Annotated in this window: 15 protein-coding genes and 3 pseudogenes; 17 read left to right on the top strand and 1 reads right to left on the bottom strand. The window is 62.2% G+C overall.

The features are described 5' to 3' along the window. Positions 1-9 precede the first annotated feature (9 nt). The 9 genes and pseudogenes from RHEC894_RS26620 to RHEC894_RS26580 all read left to right on the top strand — a co-directional run bounded on the left by RHEC894_RS26620 (position 10) and on the right by RHEC894_RS26580 (position 11991). Positions 10-1353: an adenylate/guanylate cyclase domain-containing protein gene (locus RHEC894_RS26620; protein ID WP_085739745.1), complete on the top strand. Its 1344-nt coding sequence runs from the start codon at positions 10-12 to the stop codon at positions 1351-1353. Between the two features lie 155 nt (positions 1354-1508). After that, a complete protein-coding gene (locus RHEC894_RS26615) occupies positions 1509-3404 on the top strand; it encodes an ABC transporter ATP-binding protein (RefSeq protein WP_085739744.1) in 1896 nt (631 codons plus the stop codon). Next, on the top strand, positions 3398-5305 hold the full coding sequence (locus RHEC894_RS26610) for an ABC transporter substrate-binding protein (protein ID WP_085739743.1): 1908 nt from the start codon (positions 3398-3400) through the stop codon (positions 5303-5305). Before RHEC894_RS26615 ends, RHEC894_RS26610 begins: the two co-directional genes overlap by 7 nt. Positions 5306-5308: 3 nt before the next feature. Continuing rightward, entirely contained in the window at positions 5309-6307 is a 999-nt protein-coding gene (locus RHEC894_RS26605; protein WP_085739742.1) for an ABC transporter permease, read from the top strand. Next, positions 6307-7481 (top strand): annotated as a pseudogene (locus RHEC894_RS26600) (ABC transporter permease). The gene RHEC894_RS26605 and the pseudogene RHEC894_RS26600 overlap by 1 nt, the downstream one beginning before the upstream one ends. Before the next feature lie 96 nt (positions 7482-7577). After that, positions 7578-8783, top strand: a complete 1206-nt coding sequence (locus RHEC894_RS26595) for a glycosyltransferase family protein (protein WP_085739741.1) — start codon at positions 7578-7580, stop codon at positions 8781-8783. Between the two features lie 9 nt (positions 8784-8792). Further along, a complete protein-coding gene (locus RHEC894_RS26590) occupies positions 8793-10040 on the top strand; it encodes a glycosyltransferase (RefSeq protein WP_010066869.1) in 1248 nt (415 codons plus the stop codon). Further along, positions 10037-11185, top strand: a complete 1149-nt coding sequence (locus tag RHEC894_RS26585; protein ID WP_085739740.1) for a glycosyltransferase — start codon at positions 10037-10039, stop codon at positions 11183-11185. The genes RHEC894_RS26590 and RHEC894_RS26585 overlap by 4 nt, the downstream gene beginning before the upstream one ends. A 110-nt stretch (positions 11186-11295) precedes the next feature. Next, positions 11296-11991 (top strand): YafY family protein, encoded by a 696-nt coding sequence (locus RHEC894_RS26580; RefSeq protein ID WP_085739739.1) that lies wholly within the window; start codon positions 11296-11298, stop codon positions 11989-11991. Between the two features lie 146 nt (positions 11992-12137). On the opposite strand, the gene RHEC894_RS26575 is transcribed toward RHEC894_RS26580, so the two are convergent. Further along, complete coding sequence (locus tag RHEC894_RS26575; RefSeq protein ID WP_085740123.1) at positions 12138-12755, bottom strand: TetR/AcrR family transcriptional regulator; 618 nt, start codon at positions 12753-12755, stop codon at positions 12138-12140. Positions 12756-12849: 94 nt separating this feature from the next. On the opposite strand from RHEC894_RS26575, the gene RHEC894_RS26570 reads away from it, so the two are divergent. From RHEC894_RS26570 to RHEC894_RS26545, 8 genes and pseudogenes are all read left to right on the top strand, one after another. Further along, positions 12850-14268, top strand: a complete 1419-nt coding sequence (locus RHEC894_RS26570; protein ID WP_085739738.1) for a coniferyl aldehyde dehydrogenase — start codon at positions 12850-12852, stop codon at positions 14266-14268. A gap of 80 nt (positions 14269-14348) precedes the next feature. After that, positions 14349-15182: an SDR family oxidoreductase gene (locus RHEC894_RS26565; protein WP_085739737.1), complete on the top strand. Its 834-nt coding sequence runs from the start codon at positions 14349-14351 to the stop codon at positions 15180-15182. Between the two features lie 71 nt (positions 15183-15253). Then, entirely contained in the window at positions 15254-16168 is a 915-nt protein-coding gene (locus RHEC894_RS26560) for an NAD(P)H-binding protein (protein WP_085739736.1), read from the top strand. A 254-nt stretch (positions 16169-16422) separates the two neighbouring features. Beyond that, positions 16423-16626, top strand: a pseudogene (locus RHEC894_RS33645) (short-chain dehydrogenase); the annotation flags it as partial. Positions 16627-16860: 234 nt separating this feature from the next. Beyond that, positions 16861-17232: a VOC family protein gene (locus tag RHEC894_RS26555; RefSeq protein WP_085739735.1), complete on the top strand. Its 372-nt coding sequence runs from the start codon at positions 16861-16863 to the stop codon at positions 17230-17232. A gap of 3 nt (positions 17233-17235) precedes the next feature. Beyond that, positions 17236-17688 (top strand): annotated as a pseudogene (locus RHEC894_RS26550) (EVE domain-containing protein). Then, positions 17685-17870 (top strand): hypothetical protein, encoded by a 186-nt coding sequence (locus tag RHEC894_RS32725; protein WP_125460998.1) that lies wholly within the window; start codon positions 17685-17687, stop codon positions 17868-17870. The pseudogene RHEC894_RS26550 and the gene RHEC894_RS32725 overlap by 4 nt, the downstream one beginning before the upstream one ends. 153 nt (positions 17871-18023) lie before the next feature. Continuing rightward, the gene (locus RHEC894_RS26545; protein ID WP_085739734.1) at positions 18024-20738 is read left to right on the top strand and encodes an ABC transporter ATP-binding protein; all 2715 of its coding nucleotides are present in this window, start codon (positions 18024-18026) and stop codon (positions 20736-20738) included. Positions 20739-20753 lie beyond the last annotated feature (15 nt).

Below are 20753 nucleotides of genomic sequence, written 5' to 3'. Positions count from 1 at the left end.
ATACCGAGAATGAGCACGATCGAATCCAGCGTGTCCTCCATCCTGTTGGATCGGGTCGCTGAATGGCTGACGAACTCTTCGCTGGCCGGAGACGAGCTTGAAAACATCGTGCGCGGCTTCTGTGAGAGGCTCGCCGCCGCCGGCCTGCCGATCGCGCGTGTGCATCTGACCTTTTCGATGCTGCATCCGCTCTATGACGCGCTGAGCTTTACCTGGCGGCGCGCCAGCGGCGTCACCATCGAGGGCTTCCGCATGCCGGCCGGGCAGAAGCCGGACCGCTTTCTGCAGAGCCCCTATTATTACCTGCTCGACAACAATCTGCAGCACATCCGCCGCCGGCTGATGCAGGAAGGGCCGGCTGAATTCCCGATCTTCGAGGACCTGCGCAAGGACGCCATCACCGATTACCTTGCCTTCGTGCAGCCCTTCGGCGACGGCTCGGTGCAGGGCATGATGGGCTCCTGGTCGACCGACCATCATAACGGCTTTTCCGACGATATGATCGATGCGCTCATCAGGATGCAGAACCATCTGGCGGTCGCCGCCAAGATGGCGGTGCTCGGCAAGCTCGCCAACAATATGCTGACCACCTATCTCGGCGGCGATGCCGGCAAACGAGTGCTGAACGGCCAGATCCGCCGCGGCGACGGCGAGACGATCCGCGCCGCCCTCGTCATGGGCGACATGCGCGAATCCACCATGTATGCCGAAAAAGAGGGCCGTCAGGCCTATATCGACACGCTGAACCAGTTCTTCGACGCGATCGCCGCTCCCTTCAACCGCAACGGCGGCGAGATCCTGAGCTTCCTCGGCGACGGCTTCCTGGCCGTCTATCCCTGCGGGCGCCACAAGGATCCGTCCAAAATCGCCTGCGAGGCAGCCCTTTCGGCCGTCCATCAGGCGCAGGCGCGGGTCGCCGAACTCAACAGGGACCGCGAGCAGAAAGGCCTCAGCAAGGTCGGCTACGGCATCGGCCTGCATGTCGGCAACGTCATGTTCGGCAATGTCGGCCTCAAGGACCGGCTGACCTTCTCCGCCTTCGGCTCGGCGGTCAACGAGGTGCAGCGGCTGCAGATCCTCACCAAGAAATATAGCCGCGAGGTCGTCGCCAGCCAGGCTTTCGCCGGTTATTGCGGCGGCGAATGGACGAGGCTCGGCGAAGAGAAGCTGCGCGGCATCCGCCAGAAGGTCACGGTGCTGCAGCCGCGCGCCCCGGCCCCCGAGATCAATGTCGACGACAGCTTCCGCGAGGCGGTGCAGAACGGGCTGTCGGAAGCCGAGCAGGTCATCCTCCTGCATCGCGACGCCAAGAAACAGGTCAAGCAGACGAGCATGGAGAAATTCATCCAGTAAAACGCCAAGACTCCGTCCTCAATCTGCGTGCTTCGCCTAAGGGAACTTTGGCGGAACGCGACAGTTTTCCCTCAATTGTCATCTGCTAGACACCCCGTTTGCGGTACGATAGTGTGCCTTAACGGGAACACAGAAGACTGGGGAATTTCATTGGTATGGCGTCTGCAGCGGATTTGTTGCGTATTGAAAATCTCGACGTCTCCTTCTCGGTTTTCGGCGACCGGCTGCGTGTCGTAAAAGAAGCCAATCTTCGCATCCTTCCGGGCAAGGTCACTGCGCTCGTCGGCGAGTCCGGTTCCGGCAAATCGGTGATCAGCCAGTCGGTCATGGGCATCCTGCCCAACCCGGCCAAGGCGTCGGGCCGCATCCTCTTTACCGATCCGCTCGACGGCAGCACGACCGATATCCTGTCGCTGCCGCGCGACAGCGAAGAGATGCGCGATCTGCGCGGCAAGCGCATGGCGACGATCTTCCAGGAGCCGATGACCTCGCTGTCGCCGCTTCACACCGTCGGCAACCAGATCAGCGAAGTGCTGTTGATCCATACCGACGTCGACAAGCAGGAAGCACGCGCCAGGACCGAGGAGATGCTCGGCCTCGTCGGCTTCTCCAATCCGCACCGCACCTACGACATGTACCCGTTCGAACTATCGGGCGGCATGCGCCAGCGCGCCATGATCGCCATGGCGCTGATCTGCAAGCCGGCGCTGCTGATCGCCGACGAGCCGACGACGGCGCTCGACGTGACGATCCAGGCACAGATCCTCGAGCTCCTGCGCGATCTGCAGGCCAAGCTCGGCATGGCGATGCTGCTCATCACTCACGATCTCGGCATCGTCGCCAACATGGCCGACGAAGTGGTCGTCATCTATCACGGCGAGATCATGGAGGCCGGGCCGGTCGAGGCGATCTTCCGCAACCCGCAGCATGCCTATCTCAAGGCGCTGATGGCCGCCGTTCCGCATTTCGACATGAAACCCGGCGAACGGCTGAAGGCGCTGCGCGACGTGCCGGTCAACCTCGAAACCCTCGTCGGCAAGAAGAAGCCGCTGCAGGCCGAAGCGCCGGGCACATTGCTTTCGGTCGCCAATCTCTCGAAGACCTACAGGACGCGCAAACGCAGTTTCCTCGGCAAGCAGGAAGCCGCCGTCGTGCACGCCGTCGACGACGTCAGCTTCGACATCCGCCGTGGCGAATGTCTCGGCCTCGTCGGCGAATCCGGCTGCGGCAAGACGACGCTCAGCAAGATCCTGATGCGTGCCGTCACGCCCGACGGCGGCGCTGTCGTGTTCAACGACGGCAAGGAAATCATCGACGTACTGTCCGTCAAAGGCACTGAGCTGCAGGAACTGCGCACCAAGATCCAGATGGTGTTCCAGGATCCGGTCTCCTCGCTTTCGCCGCGCATGACGGTGCGCAATATCCTCAGCGAACCGCTTGAAATTCACGACCGCGGCGACAGCGACGAGCGCAAGCGCAAGGTCGAAGGCTTGATGGCGGCGATCGGCCTCGACAAGCGTTATCTCAGCCGCTACCCGCACAGTTTTTCCGGCGGCCAGCGCCAGCGCATCGGCATCGCCCGCGCTCTGGCGCTCGGGCCCAAGCTCGTCATCCTCGACGAGCCGGTCTCGGCGCTCGACGTCTCCGTCCAGGCGCAGATCCTCAACCTGTTGAAGGACCTGCAGAAGGAGCTGGGGCTGACCTATCTGTTCATCTCGCACAATCTCGCCGTCGTCGACTATATGGCCGACCGCATCGCCGTCATGTGCAAGGGCCGCATCGTCGAGATCGCGCCGCGCGAGATCATCCTGCGCGATCCGGTGCACCCCTATACGAAATCGCTGCTCGCCGCAGTCCCCTTCCCCGATCTCGACCGGCCGCTCGATTTCAAGGCGCTCCGGGAAAACGGCGCCGCCGACAAACAGAACTGGGGGGCGACCTTCACCGCCGAGCATGACGACGCCTCCGAGCTTGCCTATGCCGATCTCGGCGACGGCCATCTGGTGCGCGCCCGCAAGGGCGCCGATGCCAAGGAGTTGCGCTCATGGTGACGCGTCGCATTTTTCTGGGCGGCCTCGTCGGTGCGGCGATCGCGCCTTCGGTGCTTCGGGCGCAACAGGCCGGTGAGCCGGAATTCCTGAAGGAGCGGCTGGCCTCGGGCAGCCTGCCTGGCATGGCCGAGCGCCTTCCTGCCCGCCCGCGCATCGTCAATCTGAAGGAAATGGGGCTCGAACCCGGCAGCTACGGCGGCACGGTGCGCACCATCATCGGCAGCCAGCGCGACATCCGCTTCATGACGATCTACGGCTATGCCCGCCTGGTCGGCTACGACAAGCATCTGCAGTTCCAGCCTGACATTCTCGCCGATTTCCAATCGGAAGACGACACGGTCTTCACCTTCACGCTGCGCGAAGGCCATAAATGGTCCGACGGCCAGCCGTTCACCGCCGACGATTTCCGCTACTGGTGGGAAGACGTGATCCTGAACGACAAGCTGACGCCGGGCGGCGGCGCGCTGGAGCTTCGCCCGCATGGCAGCCTGCCGCGCTTCGAGATGCTCGATGCGCTGACCGTGCGCTACACCTGGGAAAAACCCAACCCGATGTTCCTGCCGACCCTGGCAGGGCCCATACCGCTCGTCATCGTCGGGCCGGCGCACTACCTCAAGCAGTTCCACAAGAAGTATCAGCCCGACCAGGCGAAGATGGAACAGATGATGCAGGCCAACCGCGCCAAGAAATGGCAGGACCTGCACATCAAGATGGCCAGGTCCTACCGGCCGGAAAATCCCGACCTGCCGACGCTCGATCCCTGGCACAACAGGACGCCATTGCCGGCCGAGCAGTTCGTCTTCGAGCGCAATCCGTTCTTCCACCGGGTCGACGAGACCGGCAGGCAGCTTCCCTATCTCGACCGCTTCATCCTCAACGTCTCCTCATCGTCGATCATCGCCGCCAAGGCAGGGGCCGGCGAAGCCGACCTGCAGGCGACCGGCATCGATTTCAACGACTACACCTTCCTGAAAGAAGCTGAGAAGCGTTTCCCGGTGAAGGTCGATCTCTGGAAGGTCGCGCGCGGCTCGCGCATCACACTCCTGCCGAACCTCAACTGCGCCGACGAGGTGTGGCGCGGCCTGTTCCGCGACGTGCGCCTGCGCCGGGCGCTGTCGCTGGCGATCGACCGGCACGAGATCAACATGGTCGCCTTCTACGGTCTGGGCACGCCGAGCGCCGATACCGTCCTGCCCGACAGCCCGCTGTTCAAGCAGGAATATGCCGATGCCTTCGTCAAGTTCGATCCCGACGAGGCCAACCGCCTGCTCGACGAACTCGGCCTGACCAAACGCGGCGATGACGGCATCCGCCTGCTGCCGGACGGGCGGCGCGCCGAGATCACCGTCGAGACCGCCGGCGAGAGCAATCTCGATACCGACGTGCTCGAGCTGGTGCACGATCACTGGGCCAATATCGGCCTGGCCCTCTATACCCGCACCTCGCAGCGCGATGTCTTCCGCAACCGCGCCATGAGCGGCACGATCATGATGTCGATCTGGTACGGCCTCGACAATGGCGTTCCCACAGCCGACATGTCGCCCTCGGGGCTGGCGCCGACGCTCGACGATCAGCTGCAATGGCCGCTCTGGGGCATGCATTACCTCTCGGCCGGTCAGGAGGGCGCAGCACCCGACCTGCCGGAAGCGGCCGAACTGGTCGATCTGCTCGGCCAATGGGGCTCGACGGCAAAATTCGAGGAGCGCCAGGTGATCTGGCACAAGATGCTGTCGCTCTATACGCAGCAGGTGTTCTCGATCGGCCTGATCAACAGCACGCTGCAGCCGATCCTTCGCGCCGCCAAGCTGCAGAACATGCCGGCGAAAGCCCTCTACGGCTTCGATCCCACCTCCTATCTCGGCATCTACATGCCGGATACATTCTGGTACAAGGAGGCCTGAGGCGTGCTCAGATATATTCTCTGGCGTATCGCCGCCATGGTGCCGACACTCTTCGTCATTTCGGCGCTGGTTTTCACCATCATCGAGCTGCCGCCGGGCGATTTCTTCGAGAGCCAGATCGCCGAGCTGCGCGCCTCCGGCGAAACCGCCAACCTCCAGGAAATCGAGGAGATGCGCCAGCAATACGGCTTCGACAAGCCGGAGATCGTGCGCTATTTCTACTGGGTCGGCGGCATGCTGCACGGCGATTTCGGCTATTCCTTCGAATACCAGCTGCCGGTCTCCGACGTGGTCGGCGATCGCCTCTGGCTGACGATCCTCGTCTCCTTCACCACCATCCTGCTCACCTGGCTGATCGCCTTTCCGATCGGCATCTATTCGGCCACGCACCAGTACAGCTGGGGCGATTACGGGCTGACCTTCCTCGGCCTGCTCGGCATCGCCATTCCGAACTTCATGCTGGCTCTGATCCTGATGTATTTCGCCAATATCTGGTTCGGCATCTCGATCGGTCATCTGATGGACCAGCAATATATCTCGGCGCCGATGAGCTGGGAGAAGGCGCGGTCGATCCTCTCTCATCTATGGATCCCGGTGATCATCGTCGGCACCGCCGGCACGGCCGGCATGATCAGGCGACTGCGCGCCAATCTGCTCGACGAGATGCAGAAGCAGTATGTGACGACTGCCCGCGCCAAGGGCCTGCATCCGATGCGGGCGCTGCTCAAATATCCGCTGCGCATGGCGCTCAACTTCTTCGTCGCCGATATCGGCTCGATCCTGCCGTCGATCATCTCGGGCGCCGAGATCGTCGCCATCGTGCTGTCGCTGGAAACGACGGGACCGATGCTGATCAAGGCGCTGCAGAGCCAGGACATGTATCTGGCCGGCTCCTTCCTGATGTTTTTGGCCTTCCTCAACGTCATCGGCGTGCTGATCTCCGACATCGCGCTCGGCTTCCTCGATCCCCGCATCCGTCTGCAAGGCAGGAGCACCAAATAATGTCGCCCCTTCCCGCACCCGGCGCGCCGCTTCCCCATTACGTCTCGACGGCGCCTTTCGATCCGCATGCGACCGAAACCATGACGGCGGCGCAATCGCGCATCCATCTCGCCTCGCAGAAGCAGCTGATGTGGTGGAAGTTCAAGCAGCACCGGCTGGCCTTGATCTCCGGCATCTTTCTCGCCGCCGTCTACCTGATGATCCTGATCGTCGAGTTCCTGGCGCCCTACGGGGCCTGCACACGCGCAATGTCGATTTCATCCATGCGCCGCCGCAAAGCGTCCATTTCTTCAACAAGGGTGAATTCGTCGGACCCTTTGTCTACGGCCGCAGCATGACGCTCGATCTCGACACGCTGCACCGCGTCTATACCGACAGGCCGAACGACGTGCAGCCGATCCGCTTCTTCTGCCGCGGCGACGCCTATAAATTCTGGGGCCTCGTCGCTTCGAACTATCATCTGGTCTGCCCGGCGATCGGCGGCCAGATGTTCCTGCTCGGCACCGACCGGCTCGGCCGCGACGTGCTCTCGCGCATCCTCTACGGCGCGCGGATCTCGCTGACGATCGGTCTGATCGGCATTTCGATCAGCTTCGTGCTCGGCATCGTCATCGGCGGCCTCGCCGGCTACTGGGGCGGTATTTTCGATCTCATCGTCCAGCGCCTGATCGAAGTGCTGCAGTCGCTGCCGAGCCTGCCGCTGTGGATGGCGCTGGCCGCCATCATGCCGGTGACCTGGAGCCCGATCGTCATTTATTTCGGCATCACCGTCATCCTCGGCATCATCGACTGGACCGGGCTGGCGCGTGCCGTGCGCTCCAAGCTTTTGGCGCTGCGCGAGGAAGATTACGTGCAGGCGGCACAGCTGATGGGCGCCAGCACGCCGCGCATCATCGGCCGGCATCTGGTGCCGGGTTTCATGTCGCATCTCATTGCGTCGGCGACGATTTCGATCCCCGGCATGATCCTCGGCGAGACCGCGCTCTCCTTCCTCGGCCTCGGCCTTCGCCCGCCGATCACCAGCTGGGGTATTCTGCTGACCGAGGCGAAAAGCGTCAGCGTCATCGCCTTTTATCCTTGGCTGCTCTATCCGATCATTCCTGTTGTTCTTGTCATTTTGGCGTTCAACTTTCTGGGAGACGGCTTGCGTGATGCGGCAGATCCCTACAAATAGCAGAAAACCCGGCGGTGCCTCACGGCATCGCTCCCGCCTCATGGCCTCCGGACGGTGGGGGTGCTAAACATGTTGCTCGCCCCAGAGGAAACGCCCATGGCCAGACGTCTCGAAGATGCACGCATCCTCATGTACAGCCACGACACCTTCGGTCTCGGCCACCTGCGCCGCTGTCGCACCATCGCCCATGCGCTGGTCGAGGATTATCGCGGCCTCAACATCCTGATCATTTCGGGCGCCACGATCGCCGGCGCCTTCGACTACCGCGCCCGTGTCGATTTCGTGAAGATCCCGAGCGTCATCAAGCTGCGCAACGGCGAATATACGTCGCTCGCCAGCCATATCGACCTGCACGAGACGCTGAAGATGCGCGAATCGAGCATCCGCCACACGGCCGAAACCTTCCAGCCCGATATCTTCATCGTCGACAAGGAGCCGATGGGGCTGAAGGGCGAGGTCGAGGATACGCTCGCCTATCTCAAGGCCCGCGGCTCTGTGCTGGTGCTCGGCCTGCGCGAGATCATGGACGCGCCGCATCTGCTCGAGGCCGAGTGGAAGAAGAACGGCATCATGCAGAAGATCGACCAATATTACGACAGCGTCTGGGTCTATGGTCCGCCTGATTTTTACGATCCGCTTGTCGGCCTCGACGTCCCGGCCAGCCTGCGCCGGAAGATGGATTTCGTCGGCTTCCTGCAGCGCAGCGTCTCCAAGGGCAAGACCTCGATCAACGCCCGCAAGGACAATTACATCCTCGTCACCACAGGCGGCGGCGGCGACGGCTCCGATCTCGTCCATGACGTGATGAACGCCTATGAGGCCGATCCGACGCTGACGCAGAAGGCGCTCGTCGTGCTCGGGCCCTATATGCCGGCCGCCGAGCGCGCCAAGCTGGTGCAGAAGGGCGAAGCCATTCCCTATATCGAGGTGATCGAGTTCGACAACCACATGGAAGAGCTGATCGACGGCGCCATCGGCGTCGTCGCCATGGGCGGCTACAACACCTATTGCGAGATCCTCTCCTTCGACAAGCCGGCCCTCATCGTGCCGCGGGTCAAGCCGCGCGAGGAACAGCTGCTTCGTGCCCAGCGGGCAAGCGCGCTCGGCCTCGTCGATATGCTGCTGCCGGACCAATCGGCCGATCCCACCATCATGTCCGAGGCGCTGAAGCGTCTGCCTTCCCGCCTGCCGCCGTCGAAGAGCGGCAGCAATATGCACCTCGAAGGGCTCGATCATATTTCGCAGACCGTCGGCCGATGGATCGACGGCCGCGCCAGCCACCTTGCCCTCGTCGCAGAATAGGGCACAGCCTTGCCGCCACGCCGCAAGATCCTCGTCGTTCTGAAAGGCTATCCCCGCCTTTCGGAAACCTTCATCGCCCAGGAGCTGCTCGGCTTGGAAAAGGCCGGCTTCGACCTGACGCTGATTTCGATGCGCCGGCCGACCGACAAGAAGCGCCACCCCGTCCATGACGAGATCCGAGCGCGCGTCGTCTACCTGCCGGAATATCTGCATGAGGAGCCGATCCGCGTGCTGAAGGGCCTCGTCGCCGGTTTTTCGAAACCCGGCTTCAAGGCGCTGATCAAACGTTTCCTCGCCGACCTCAAGCGCGACATCTCGCGCAACCGCTTCCGCCGTCTCGGCCAGGCGCTGGTGCTGGCGCGCGAATGGCCTGACGGCGGGCAATGGCTGCATGCCCATTTCATCCACACGCCGGCGTCGGTGACGGAATATGCGAGCATCCTCACCGGCACGCCCTGGACCTGCTCGGCACACGCCAAGGACATCTGGACGTCGCCGGACTGGGAGCTCAACGAGAAGCTCGGCAGCGCCCGCTGGGCGGTCACCTGCACCAGGACAGGCTACGAGCACATGCGGGGCCTGACATCCCGCAAGGATGCGGTGCACCTAAGCTATCACGGCCTCGATCTCGCCCGTTTCGGCCATTTTGCCGGCGCGCGTTCGGACCGTACCGGCACCAACCCCGACGACCCGGCCTTCATCCTCAGCGTCGGCCGAGCCGTCGAGAAGAAGGGCTACGACGTGCTGCTGCGGGCGCTGGCGCTGCTGCCCGCTGACCTGCACTGGCGCATGGACCACATCGGCGGCGGCGAGGAGCTTGCGAAACTGAAGGCGCTGGCCGACGAACTCGGCCTCTCCGGTCGCATCGTCTGGAAGGGCGCCCTGGCGCAGGAAGACGTGCTCGATCATTACCGCCGCGCCGATCTCTTTGCGCTGGCCTGCCGGGTCGCCGCCAATGGCGACCGCGACGGCCTGCCGAACGTCCTTGTGGAAGCATCGAGCCAGCGGCTCGTCTGCGTCTCGACCGAAGTATCCGGCGTGCCGGAACTCCTGAAGAACGGTGAAAACGGTCTCGTTGTGCCGCCGGAGGATCCGGCGCTGCTTGCGAGAGCCCTGGAAGCGGCGATCCGCGACCCGGCGCTGCGCCAGCGCCTGGGCGATGCCGCCGAAAGCCGGGTGCGCGAAGATTTCGACTATCACTCCAGCATCAGACAGCTTACCGGCCTGTTCGAGGCCGAATGGCAGAAGGCCTCATGACGGCACCGCGTATCTTCTTCTACGTCCAGCACCTGCTCGGCATCGGCCATATCGCCCGCGCCAGCCGCATCGCCAACGCGCTGGTCAAGGACGGCTTCGACGTCACCGTCGTCACCGGCGGCCTGCCGGTGCCGGGTTTTCCCGGTGAGGGCGTCAAGACCGTGGCGCTGCCGGCGGTCGTTGCCAGCAATGCCGGCTTTTCCGGCCTCGCCGATGCCGATGGCAGCCCGGTCGGCGAGGATTTCCTTGGCACCCGCCGCGAGCTGCTGCTCGAGGCCTTTCATGCCGCCACGCCCGATGTCGTCATCATCGAAGCCTTCCCCTTCGGCCGGCGGCAGATGCGCTTCGAACTGCTGCCCTTGCTCGCGGCAATCGAAAAGGCCGAGCCGCGGCCGAAACTCCTGAGCTCGGTGCGCGACATCCTGCAGGAAAACCGCAAGGCCGGCCGCGACGCGGAGACCGCAGCCCTGGTCAAGGAGCATTTCGACGCCGTGCTCGTCCACGGCGATCCCGATTTCGTCAGGCTAGAGGACACTTTCCCGCTGACGGCAGAGATTGCCGACAGGCTGCGTTATACCGGCCTTGTCGCAGCCCCGCCGGCGCCGGAACCGACTGAAACCTTCGACATAATCGCCTCGGCGGGCGGCGGCGCGGTCGGCGCCGAGTTGATCGGCGCGGCGAAGGCGGCGGCGGCCCTGCTGCCGGCCGATCTGCGCTGGCTGCTGATCGCAGGCCCGAACCTGCCGGAAGCCGATTTCGCCACGCTGTCGCAGGACGCCGCCCCAAACGTGACGCTGGTGCGCTTCCGCAAGGATTTTCCCTCGCTGCTGCGCGGCGCCAAAGTGTCGATCTCGCAGGCAGGCTACAACACGGTCTGCGACCTCCTGCGCACCGAATGCCGGGCGATCCTCATCCCCTTCGTCGCCGGCGGCGAGACCGAGCAGACGGTGCGCGCCGAACGGCTGCGGGCGCTTGGTCTCGCCGACATCCTGCCGGAAACGGGACTGACGCCGGACCATGTGAAAGAGGCGGTCGAAAAGGCGCTCGCCGCACCGCGCCGCCGGACGGTCTCGCTCGATCTCGACGGCGCGGAGAAAACCGCCGGCATCATTCGCTCCATGCTGGACGGCAATTCGAAGATTTGACGATATCAATGAGCTTAGGCGGCTAAAGAAATGGCGCACGGTGTCGTGCAAAACCGGGCAAATCTCATCCTGCCAGTATCTGGCAGCAGCAAGCCTGTATAAGCTTACTCATGTCCCGTTCCGAACGCCTCCTCGACCTTCTCCAGGTATTGCGCCGACACCGCCGGCCGGTCAGTGGCGGGGTGCTGGCCGATGAGATCGGCGTCAGCATCCGCACCCTATACCGGGATATCGCTAGCCTTCAGGCCCAAGGTGCGGCGATCGAAGGCGAACCGGGCGTCGGTTATGTCCTGAAACCGGGATTTCTGCTGCCGCCGCTGATGTTTCCGCCTGAGGAAATCGAAGCGCTCGTGCTCGGCTCCCGATGGGTGGCGGACAGAGGGGACGATCACTTACGCGATGCGGCGCGCAATGCGCTGGCGCGGATCGCCGCCGTGCTGCCGCCCGAATTGCGCGACGCGCTGGATGCCTCCGCCCTTCTGGTGGGGCCTGGCGTCAAAATCCCCGTCGACTCGGTCGATCCGGCACTGCTGCGCAAGGCGATCCGCACCGAACGCAAGCTTTCGCTGTCCTATAGCGACGGCGCCGGCGTGGCGTCGGAGCGTGTGGTCTGGCCCTTCGCGCTCGCCTTTTTCGACCAGGTGCGCCTCCTCCTTGGCTGGTGCGAACTCCGCCAGGATTTCCGCTCGTTTCGCACGGATCGAATCGTTCATGCGCAAGTGCTCGACGCACGTTATCCCAAGCGCCGGCAGGCGCTGCTGAAACAATGGCGGCAGATCCAGGGAATATCGACCCCTGAACATTAAAAGAGCACAGATATACGGCAGGCTTTCGCCTCTGTTTAGCTCCGCGGTCGTTGTCTTGCGCAAGTCCTCGTCGTTGATCCAATCGAGGGTGAACAGTGTCCGCTCGCGAGCCGGCCCATCTGCCGGAGCGCCTGGGCAAGACCGCTCTAGGTGTTCGGTTGCGGGATTGCCAGCCCTTCCACCAGAGTTGCAATGGCTGCGTCCACTGGCGCCGATCCGACCTTTTCTGGCACCAGAAGGCCATCGATCGCGAGCAAGGTGATGCCGTGAACAAGCGCCCATGCGGCGGTCGCCTGTCCCCTGACTGGCCGCTTACGAATGGTGCCAGCAGCCTGACCGCGTCCGAGCATGTCCAGCACGACGTCGAATACAGCGAGCGCCCTTTGATCGAGATGCATTCCTACGGAGCGTCCCTCCTCCGCGCTGAACATCAGGCGATATAAGGCCGGGTTATCGGTTCCGAACGCGACATATGCCAGAGATATCGGCATGAATTCTTCGAGCAGAGATTGGGGGGCTTGGGGTTTCGCCCCCGCTAGTGCTTCGCGTAGTCGATCAAATCCAATCATGGCGAGTTCGACGAGCAGAGCTGCTTTGTCCGGAAAGTGTTTGTAGGGCGCAGCGTGGCTGACCCCAGCCCGCCGAGCCACCTCGCGCAGCGTAAATTGCCAGTTCTTGTCATCTCGGAGCATGTCCAGCGCCGTTTCGATAATCGTGCGGCGGAGATCTCCGTGATGATAGGGGCGATTTTGGACGTTTGTCATGGCGATAAAGTTTCTCATGGATACATTGTTGACAGTGGTAACATTGCGGCTTATATAAAGCTCAATGTTTCGTTTGTCTACATCGGAGTGCGCCATGAACGCCATAGCAAAAATCACCGACGCCGATCATATGGACAGCCTTCTCACTCGCCAACGCGCCGCGTTCCTGCGCGACGGAGCGCCATCACTCGCTCATCGTCGCGCCGATCTCGCTAAACTGAAGCAGGCGCTGATCGGTCACCGCGCGGCCCTTGAGGCGGCTGTCGCTTGTGACTTTGGGCATCGTGCGCAGCACGAGACAGCGATCATGGAAATCTTCGGTGTGGCCGCTGGCATCGACTACCTCAGCAAGAACCTGCGCCGCTTCATGCGGCCTGAGCGCCGTCATGTCTCACTCCTGATGCAATTCGGCCGGGCCTGGATCGAGTATCAGCCCGTTGGCGTCGTTGGCGTCATCGCGCCTTGGAACTACCCCATCCACCTCTCACTGATGCCGCTGGTTACCGCGATCGCTGCGGGAAACCGCGTCATGCTTAAGCCCTCCAAGCTCACACCGGCGACCAATGACGTGCTCGCCTCGATGCTTGGCGAACTCTTCACGGAAGAACAGGTTGCCCTTGTCAACGGTGACGGTTCCGCATTCTCAGCACTGCCATTCGATCATCTTGTCTTCACCGGTAGCACCGCCGTGGGACGCGCGGTTATGAAAGCAGCGAGCGAAAACCTCGTTCCCGTTACGCTCGAACTTGGCGGCAAGTCTCCGACCATTGTCGCCAAGGGCGGTGTTCAGGACCGCACCGTGTCTGACATCGTCTGGGGGAAGCTCCTCAGCGGCGGGCAGACCTGCATCGCTCCCGACTACGCCTTGGTGCATGAATCTGAAATCAACGCGTTCGTTGACAGCTATGACAGGCTGGTCAAGGCCGCCTACCCAGACGGCCCAACCAGCGAGGATTACACGTCGATCGTCAACGACCGTCAGTATGGAACCCTGATAGACCTGATCGAGGATGCGCGTGGACACGGAGCGCAGATCATCGAGGTCGGGCACCGGCCCGGTGACGCCGCCCGCCGTCCGCATACGCTCGCGCCGACGGTAGTGCTGGGCGTCACCGATGAGATGAAAATCGCCCACCAGGAGATATTCGGTCCGATCCTGCCGATTTTTCCCTATCGAGACATCGATGAAGTGATCGCCTATGTGAATGCCCGGCCGCGACCACTCGCACTCTACTATTTCGGCGGAGACGATGCGGACCGACGCAAGGTGCTCGACCGCACGACATCGGGCAACGTCACGGTCAACGGTACCATCATGCATGTCGCGCAGGACGACTTGCCTTTCGGCGGCGTCGGCGCCAGCGGGATTGGCGCCTATCACGGCGTTGAGGGCTTCAGGCGACTGAGCCATGCCAAGGGCATCTATGAGCAGGGACGGTGGAACGCCGTCAAACTGTTCCACCCCCCATACGGAAAGCTGACCGAGCGCATCCTGAACGTCATGCTCCGGTGAAGATTCAACTTTGCAGGGGCGAACCAGCACGACCTCGTGTCAGCTCCTCCGAAATATCCATGCAATTGAAAGGAAAACCAATGCAAAATGTTGTTAACGCGGAAACGCAAACGTCCCTCGTAGGAAAACCGAATGGTGCCGCAGCGAAGCGGGCCCTGATCACCGGTGCGTCCAGCGGCATGGGTCTCGAATATGCCGAACTCTTGGCAGCGCAGAAGGTAAATCTTGTGCTCGCCGCCCGGCGCAGGGAGCCGATGGAGAAGCTCGCCACAGAGCTTCGACAGAAATATGGTGTCGAGATCGTGGTCGAACCGATCGATCTTGCAGCCCCTGGTGCTGCGGCCCGCTTGAAAAGCAGTCTGGACGACAAGTCGCTGCAGATCGATATTCTGGTGAACAATGCCGGGTACGGGCTGCATGGGGACTTTTTGGACACCCCACTGGAGCGCACGACCGATATGATGCAGCTCAACATCACGGCGGTGACGGAACTGAGCTTTATCTTCGGGCAGGATATGGCAGCCCGTGGGGCCGGACAGATTCTCCTCATTGCGAGCATTCTGTCATTCCAGCCTGTTCCCGGGTTTGCCGCCTATGCCGCTACGAAGTCTTACGTCCTTTCTTTTGGAGAAGCTTTGCACGACGAGCTGCGCCCTCGCGGCGTAACTGTCACCTGCCTTTGCCCAGGCCACACCGAAACAGGATTCGATGCAGCGGCCAGCGCGCCTGTGTCACCGTTGCTGCGTTTTCTGACGATGAAGCCTCGTCCGGTCGCCAAAACCGGTCTGCGGGCGCTTGCGAAAGGAAAAGCATCCGTCCTCCCAGGGTTCATGAACAAGATCATTATATTTTCAAATCGCCTGACACCGCGTTCGATGCAGCGAGCCGTCATGAAAAACGTTACGGGAGCTTAGCTCTGCAATCGGCCGGCAACAGACGGAATCGAGCCTCGCACTCCGATCCCGACAGACACAGTGAGGAATGAATGGACAAGAAAGATGACCGCCCTATCCTTGTGACAGGCGCCGCGGGCGCCGTTGGGGCAATCGGCCGCAATGTAACGACCACCCTCCTGGCCAGAGGATTTTACGTCCGCGCCCTGGTGCGGCGGGAGGATGACCGCTCGGCAGCGTTGCGCGATCTCGGCGCTGAAGTCGTCGTCGCCGACCTGACAGACCTCCCCTCCATGCATCGCGCCATAGAAGGTGTTTCACGAATCTATTTCGGCATGTCCGTGTCGCCATCCTATCTCGAAGCAACCGTCAACACCGCGGCTATCGCTCGCCATCATGGGGTTGAGGTATTTGTGAACATGTCGCAGATGACGGTCTCGCAAATGAGCATCACCGAAACGACCGATAGCCCGCAGCAAAAGCAGCACTGGCTGGCCGAGCAGGCGCTCCAATGGTCGGGCCTGCCGGTGGTCACTGTACGGCCAACGGTCTTCATGGAAGGGTTTTTCCTGTTCTTCGCCGCCGCCGGGGTTCGGGAGAATGACGAGCTGATCCTGCCGCTTGGCAACAGCATCACCTCACCAATCTCCTCCATCGACATAGCCGACGCCGTCTCAACGATACTGGCCGAACCGACCCCGTACATCGGTCGCATCTACAATCTGACAGGTCAGGTCACCGCTGATCTGCACCACTACGCGAAAAACTTCTCCGACGCGCTTGGGCGGACCATCCGGTATCGGGACGTGCCGATCGCGGCCTGGGCCGACAAATTGCGCGAACGGGGAGTGCCGGCCCATGTCATCAGCCATTTGGCCACGATGGCCAAACTTCATCAGCAGGGTCGATACAATCGACTGACCGATGATTTCGCGGAGCTCGTTGGGAGGGAGCCGACGAGTATGCACCAGTTCGTCAAGCTTCACGCAAAGGAGTTCTCCCGATAAGATGTTGCTGCCTGACATGGGAGGAGCCCCACGCATGATATACGAACGGCGGGGACGTTCGTGGATGCCACGCGCGACGCTGTGTTACAGCCGCAGCAACTGCAGTTTGACGATGCATGTCCCACACGTCCCCGACCAACATGCACTGTCGATGAAAACCAGGCCTCATCCGTGACGGAGCTTAGTCCTGCAAATCCGCCGGCGACAGACGCCTCTGTCGCCGGCCTGTTGATGTTGGTAACTTGTGTGCCTTTTCAGCAGCCAGCGCGCCTGTGTCACCGTTGCTGCGTTTTCTAACGATGAAGCCTCATCCGACCGCCGAAACCGGTCTGCGGGCGCTTGCGAAAGGAAAAGCATCCGTCCTCCCAGGGTTCATGAACAAGATCATCATATTTTCAAATCGCCTGACACCGCGTTCGATGCAGCGAGCCGTCATGAAAAACGTTACGGGGGGATGAACCGCAGTCGGCCGGCGACCGACCGTCCGTTGCCCGTCTGTTGATCTTGGCAGCCAGTGTGCATTTTCGGGAAGGTCGTACCGCAATGGCAAACGCCGCCCGCATCACCATACCGTATATCTGTGCCACTTCAATGTTCGGGGGCCAATATCGCATCGAGACGGATGATACTGCCAGAATTTGGCAGTGTCGGGTCATAAACTTCTGCTGTCCAACGAACAACAGGAGATCCTTATGACCGCCAGCAACAGCATTCTTCTCTACGTGACCGACGCGCCGGCGAGCGCCCGTTTCTACGCCAATCTGCTCGGGAAGGAGCCCGTCGAAGCGAGCGAGACCTTCGCCATGTTCATCTTGCCCTCCGGCCTGGGGCTCGGTCTCTGGGGCAAGGCGGGCGTCGAGCCCGCGCCGGCAGCGGCGGGCGGCGGCTCTGAAATTGGGTTCAAGGTCGCCGTCACCGACATGGTCGATGCGACTCACGCCGATTGGCAGGCCAAGGGCGCGAATATCGTCATGGCGCCGACCGATCTCGATTTCGGCCGAAGCTTCGTCGCCGCCGATCCCGATGGGCACCGCCTGCGCGTCTACACCGTGACGGAGGTTTGAGCCATGGCCAAGGCCTGGATCGCCGTCGCTTCGGCAGAGCATGTCCGCATCGGCCGTCGAGCCGGCTTCATGCAGGTCTGTCACGGCAAGGCGTCACCCCTCAGGCGGATCACGCCTGGGGATCGTGTGATCTATTATTCGCCCAGCGTCGCCTTTGGCGGTAACGACCGCCTGCAGGCTTTCACCGCGATCGGCGTGGCCCGCGACAGCGCGCCTTATCAGGTGGAGATGGAAAGCGGTTTCAGGCCCTGGCGGCGGGATGTCGACTGGTAGCCTGCGCAGGAAACCTCGATCCGGTCGCTGCTCGGCCGGCTCGCCTTCACGAGGGTCGGCCCCAATTGGGGCTATCAGCTCCGCTTCGGTTTGTTCGGCATCGGCGATGAGGATGCCGATATGATCGCGGAAGCGATGAGCCATGCCGATTCAAATACCATGCTTCGCGACGTCGCGGCATGAACCTGACCGCCCGGACCAATGACCGGCCCCCGGATTTTTCCGGGGGTTTCTTTGCTCGCAGCGCCGATCCCGGCATGATTACGGACCTGTTCGGGGATAAAATTATCCAGCAATTGCAAGCCCTACAGCCTCCTTTGGGCGTCTTTTCAGACGCGCGGCGCTGTAATCCGAAATTCCTGTGATATAAGCAATATTCCGGCGAGAATCGGCACGTCTGCAGCCGGTCGCTTCGCCTTGTTTTTATTGCGATATCGGCGGTCCGGCTGCATGGTCCTGTTCTTAAGAATCCTCCTCATCCCGGCCCCCGGAATTTCCCAGCAAGCTGACGGTTAGCCATGGAAAAAAGCCTCGCCCGCTACATCTGGAAGAACACGCGGCTGCAGCAGCTGTGGATTCTGGCTGTCGTCGCCGCCTCGATGATCCCCTACTTCCTGTCCTTCGATCTGCCGAAGCAGATCGTCAACGGACCGATCCAGGGCGACGGTTTCGAAGGCCCGGGCGCCAGGCAGACCTTCATGCACATCGCCTACGACATTCCGCTGATCGGCCATGTCGAATTCTTTCAAGGCCTGCAGCTCAACCGCTTCCAGATGCTGATGGCCCTCAGCCTGGTGTTTCTGGCGCTGGTGGTGCTGAACGGCCTCTTCAAGTTCTACATCAACACCTATAAGGGCCGGCTCGGCGAGCGCATGCTGCGCCGCATTCGCTTCGAGCTGATCGACCGGGTGCTGCGGTTCCCGCCCGCCCATTTCAAGCGGGTGAAATCGGCCGAAATCGCCACCATGATCAAGGACGAGGTGGAGCCGATGGGCGGCTTCACCGGCGATGCCTTCGTTTCGCCTGCCCTTCTCGGCGGCCAGGCGATCACGGCGCTCGCCTTCATCATCGTGCAGAATTTCTGGCTCGGCATGATCGCCGCCGGTATCGTCGGCGTCCAGGCTGTCGTCATTCCCCGCATGCGCAAGCGCCTGCTGGATCTCGGCCGCCAGCGACAGCTGACGGCGCGCGAACTGTCCGGCCGCGTCGGCGAAATCGTCGACGGCATCGGCACGATCCACGGCAACGACACATCCAACCTCGAACGCGCCGACATCGCCTCGCGGCTTGGCCGGATCTTCTCGATCCGCTACGACCTTTACCAGTGGAAATTCCTGGTGAAGTTCATCAACAATTTCCTCGCCCAGGTCACGCCTTTCCTGTTTTACGCGATCGGCGGCTACCTGGCGCTGCAGGGCCGGCTCGATATCGGCCAGCTCGTCGCCGTCATCTCGGCCTATAAGGACCTGCCCGGGCCGCTCAAGGAACTGATCGACTGGGATCAGATGCGCCAGGACGTGCAGGTGAAATACCAGCAGGTCTATGAGCAGTTCAACGTCGAGCCGCTGATCGACAGCCGCATCCAGGAACTCGCGATCGCCCCCGTCGGCGCCCTGACGAGCGCGCTCGTCGTCACCAACCTCTCGCTCTCCGACGACAGCGGCGCCCGCCTGGTCGATCACGTTTCCGTCGAGATCAAGCCGAACGAGACGGTGGCGATCGTCGGCCCGAACGGCAGCGGCGCGGAGGCCTTTGCCGAAGCGCTCGGACGCATGATATGGCCGGATTCCGGCCGCATCACCATCGACGGCCGTGACCTGCTGGAATTACCGGAATCGATCACCGGCCGGCGTATTTCCTATGCCTCGGCCGATACGTTCTTCTTCCACGGCTCGCTCGCCAGCAATCTGCTCTATGGCCTCAAGCATGCGCCGATGACCGATGCCGTCTATGACGAGAAGGAGGCGCAGGAATATAAATGGCACTCCATCGAGGCGGTGAAGGCCGGCAATCCGACGCTCGACCTCAACAGCGACTGGGTGGATTACAAGGCGGCCGGCGCCAACGGGCCCGAGGACCTGTTGAAAGCGATCCGGCCGGTGCTCGACGCGGTGCTGATCTCGCAGGATATCCTTGACCTGGCGCTGCGCTCGAACGTCAATACCGACGTGCATGTGGCGGTCAGCGATCATGTCGTGGCGCTGCGCGCCTCGCTCAGAGACCGGCTGCGCGACGAGGGTCTCGACGGCATCGTCGTGCCTTTCGATTTCGACGCCTATAACGCCCAGGCAACGGTTGGCGAAAACCTGCTCTTCGGCACGATGAAGCGGCCGCTGATGACCAATCGCAGACTGGCCGCCCATCCCTATTTCCAGCAGCTGTTCCGCGAAACGGGCCTGAGCACCGATCTCTACGCCATGGGCCTCGAAATCGCCGAGAATGCGGTGGAACTCTTCCATGATCTGCCGCCGGACCATCCCTTCTTCCAGCAGCTGACCTTCATGACGGCGGACGACATTCCGACCTATCAGGCGCTGCTGCAGAAGCTGCAAAGCCGCCGCTTCGAGGACGCCACGCCCGAGGAACGGTCGGCCATTATCCGGCTGAGCTTTGCCTATATCGAGCCGCGCCACCGCTTCGGCCTGCTGACCGACGAGCTGATGGCCAAGATCGTCAGCGCCCGCAAGCAGTTCCACGAGCATATTCCGGCCGATCTCGCCGAGCTGATCGAGCGTTACGACGCCGAGCGCTTCACCCCGTCGGCAAGCCTGATGGACAATGTGCTCTTCGGCCGTATCGCCTATCAGCAGGCCGACGCCTCCGATCGCATCCGCGCCATCATGGGCGAACTCTTCGACGCGCTCGACCTTTATGACGACGTGCTGGCGATCGGGCTCGAATTCGACGTCGGCTCCGGCGGCAAGCGGCTGACCATGGTGCAGCGGCAGAAGCTCAACCTTGCCCGCGCGCTGCTGAAACGCTCGGACTATTTCATCTTCAACCGGCCGCTGTCGGCGCTCGACCAGCGCGTTCAGGATCAGATCACCCGCAACATCGTCGAAGACCTGCATAAGGAAGGCGAGCGCCCGGCGATCATCTGGGTGCTCTCCAATGCGCGCCTCGCCGAGCTGTTCGACCGAATCCTGCTCTTCGACCGCGGCGGGCTGGCGGAAGCCGGAAACTATCCGGAACTTTCCGAGAAAAACGGTATGTTCAAGGAACTGTTATCGTAATATTCTATTGGGGCG

Source organism: Rhizobium sp. CIAT894, from assembly GCF_000172795.2.
GTDB lineage: Bacteria > Pseudomonadota > Alphaproteobacteria > Rhizobiales > Rhizobiaceae > Rhizobium.
This window is presented reverse-complemented; position numbering and strand designations above follow the sequence as displayed.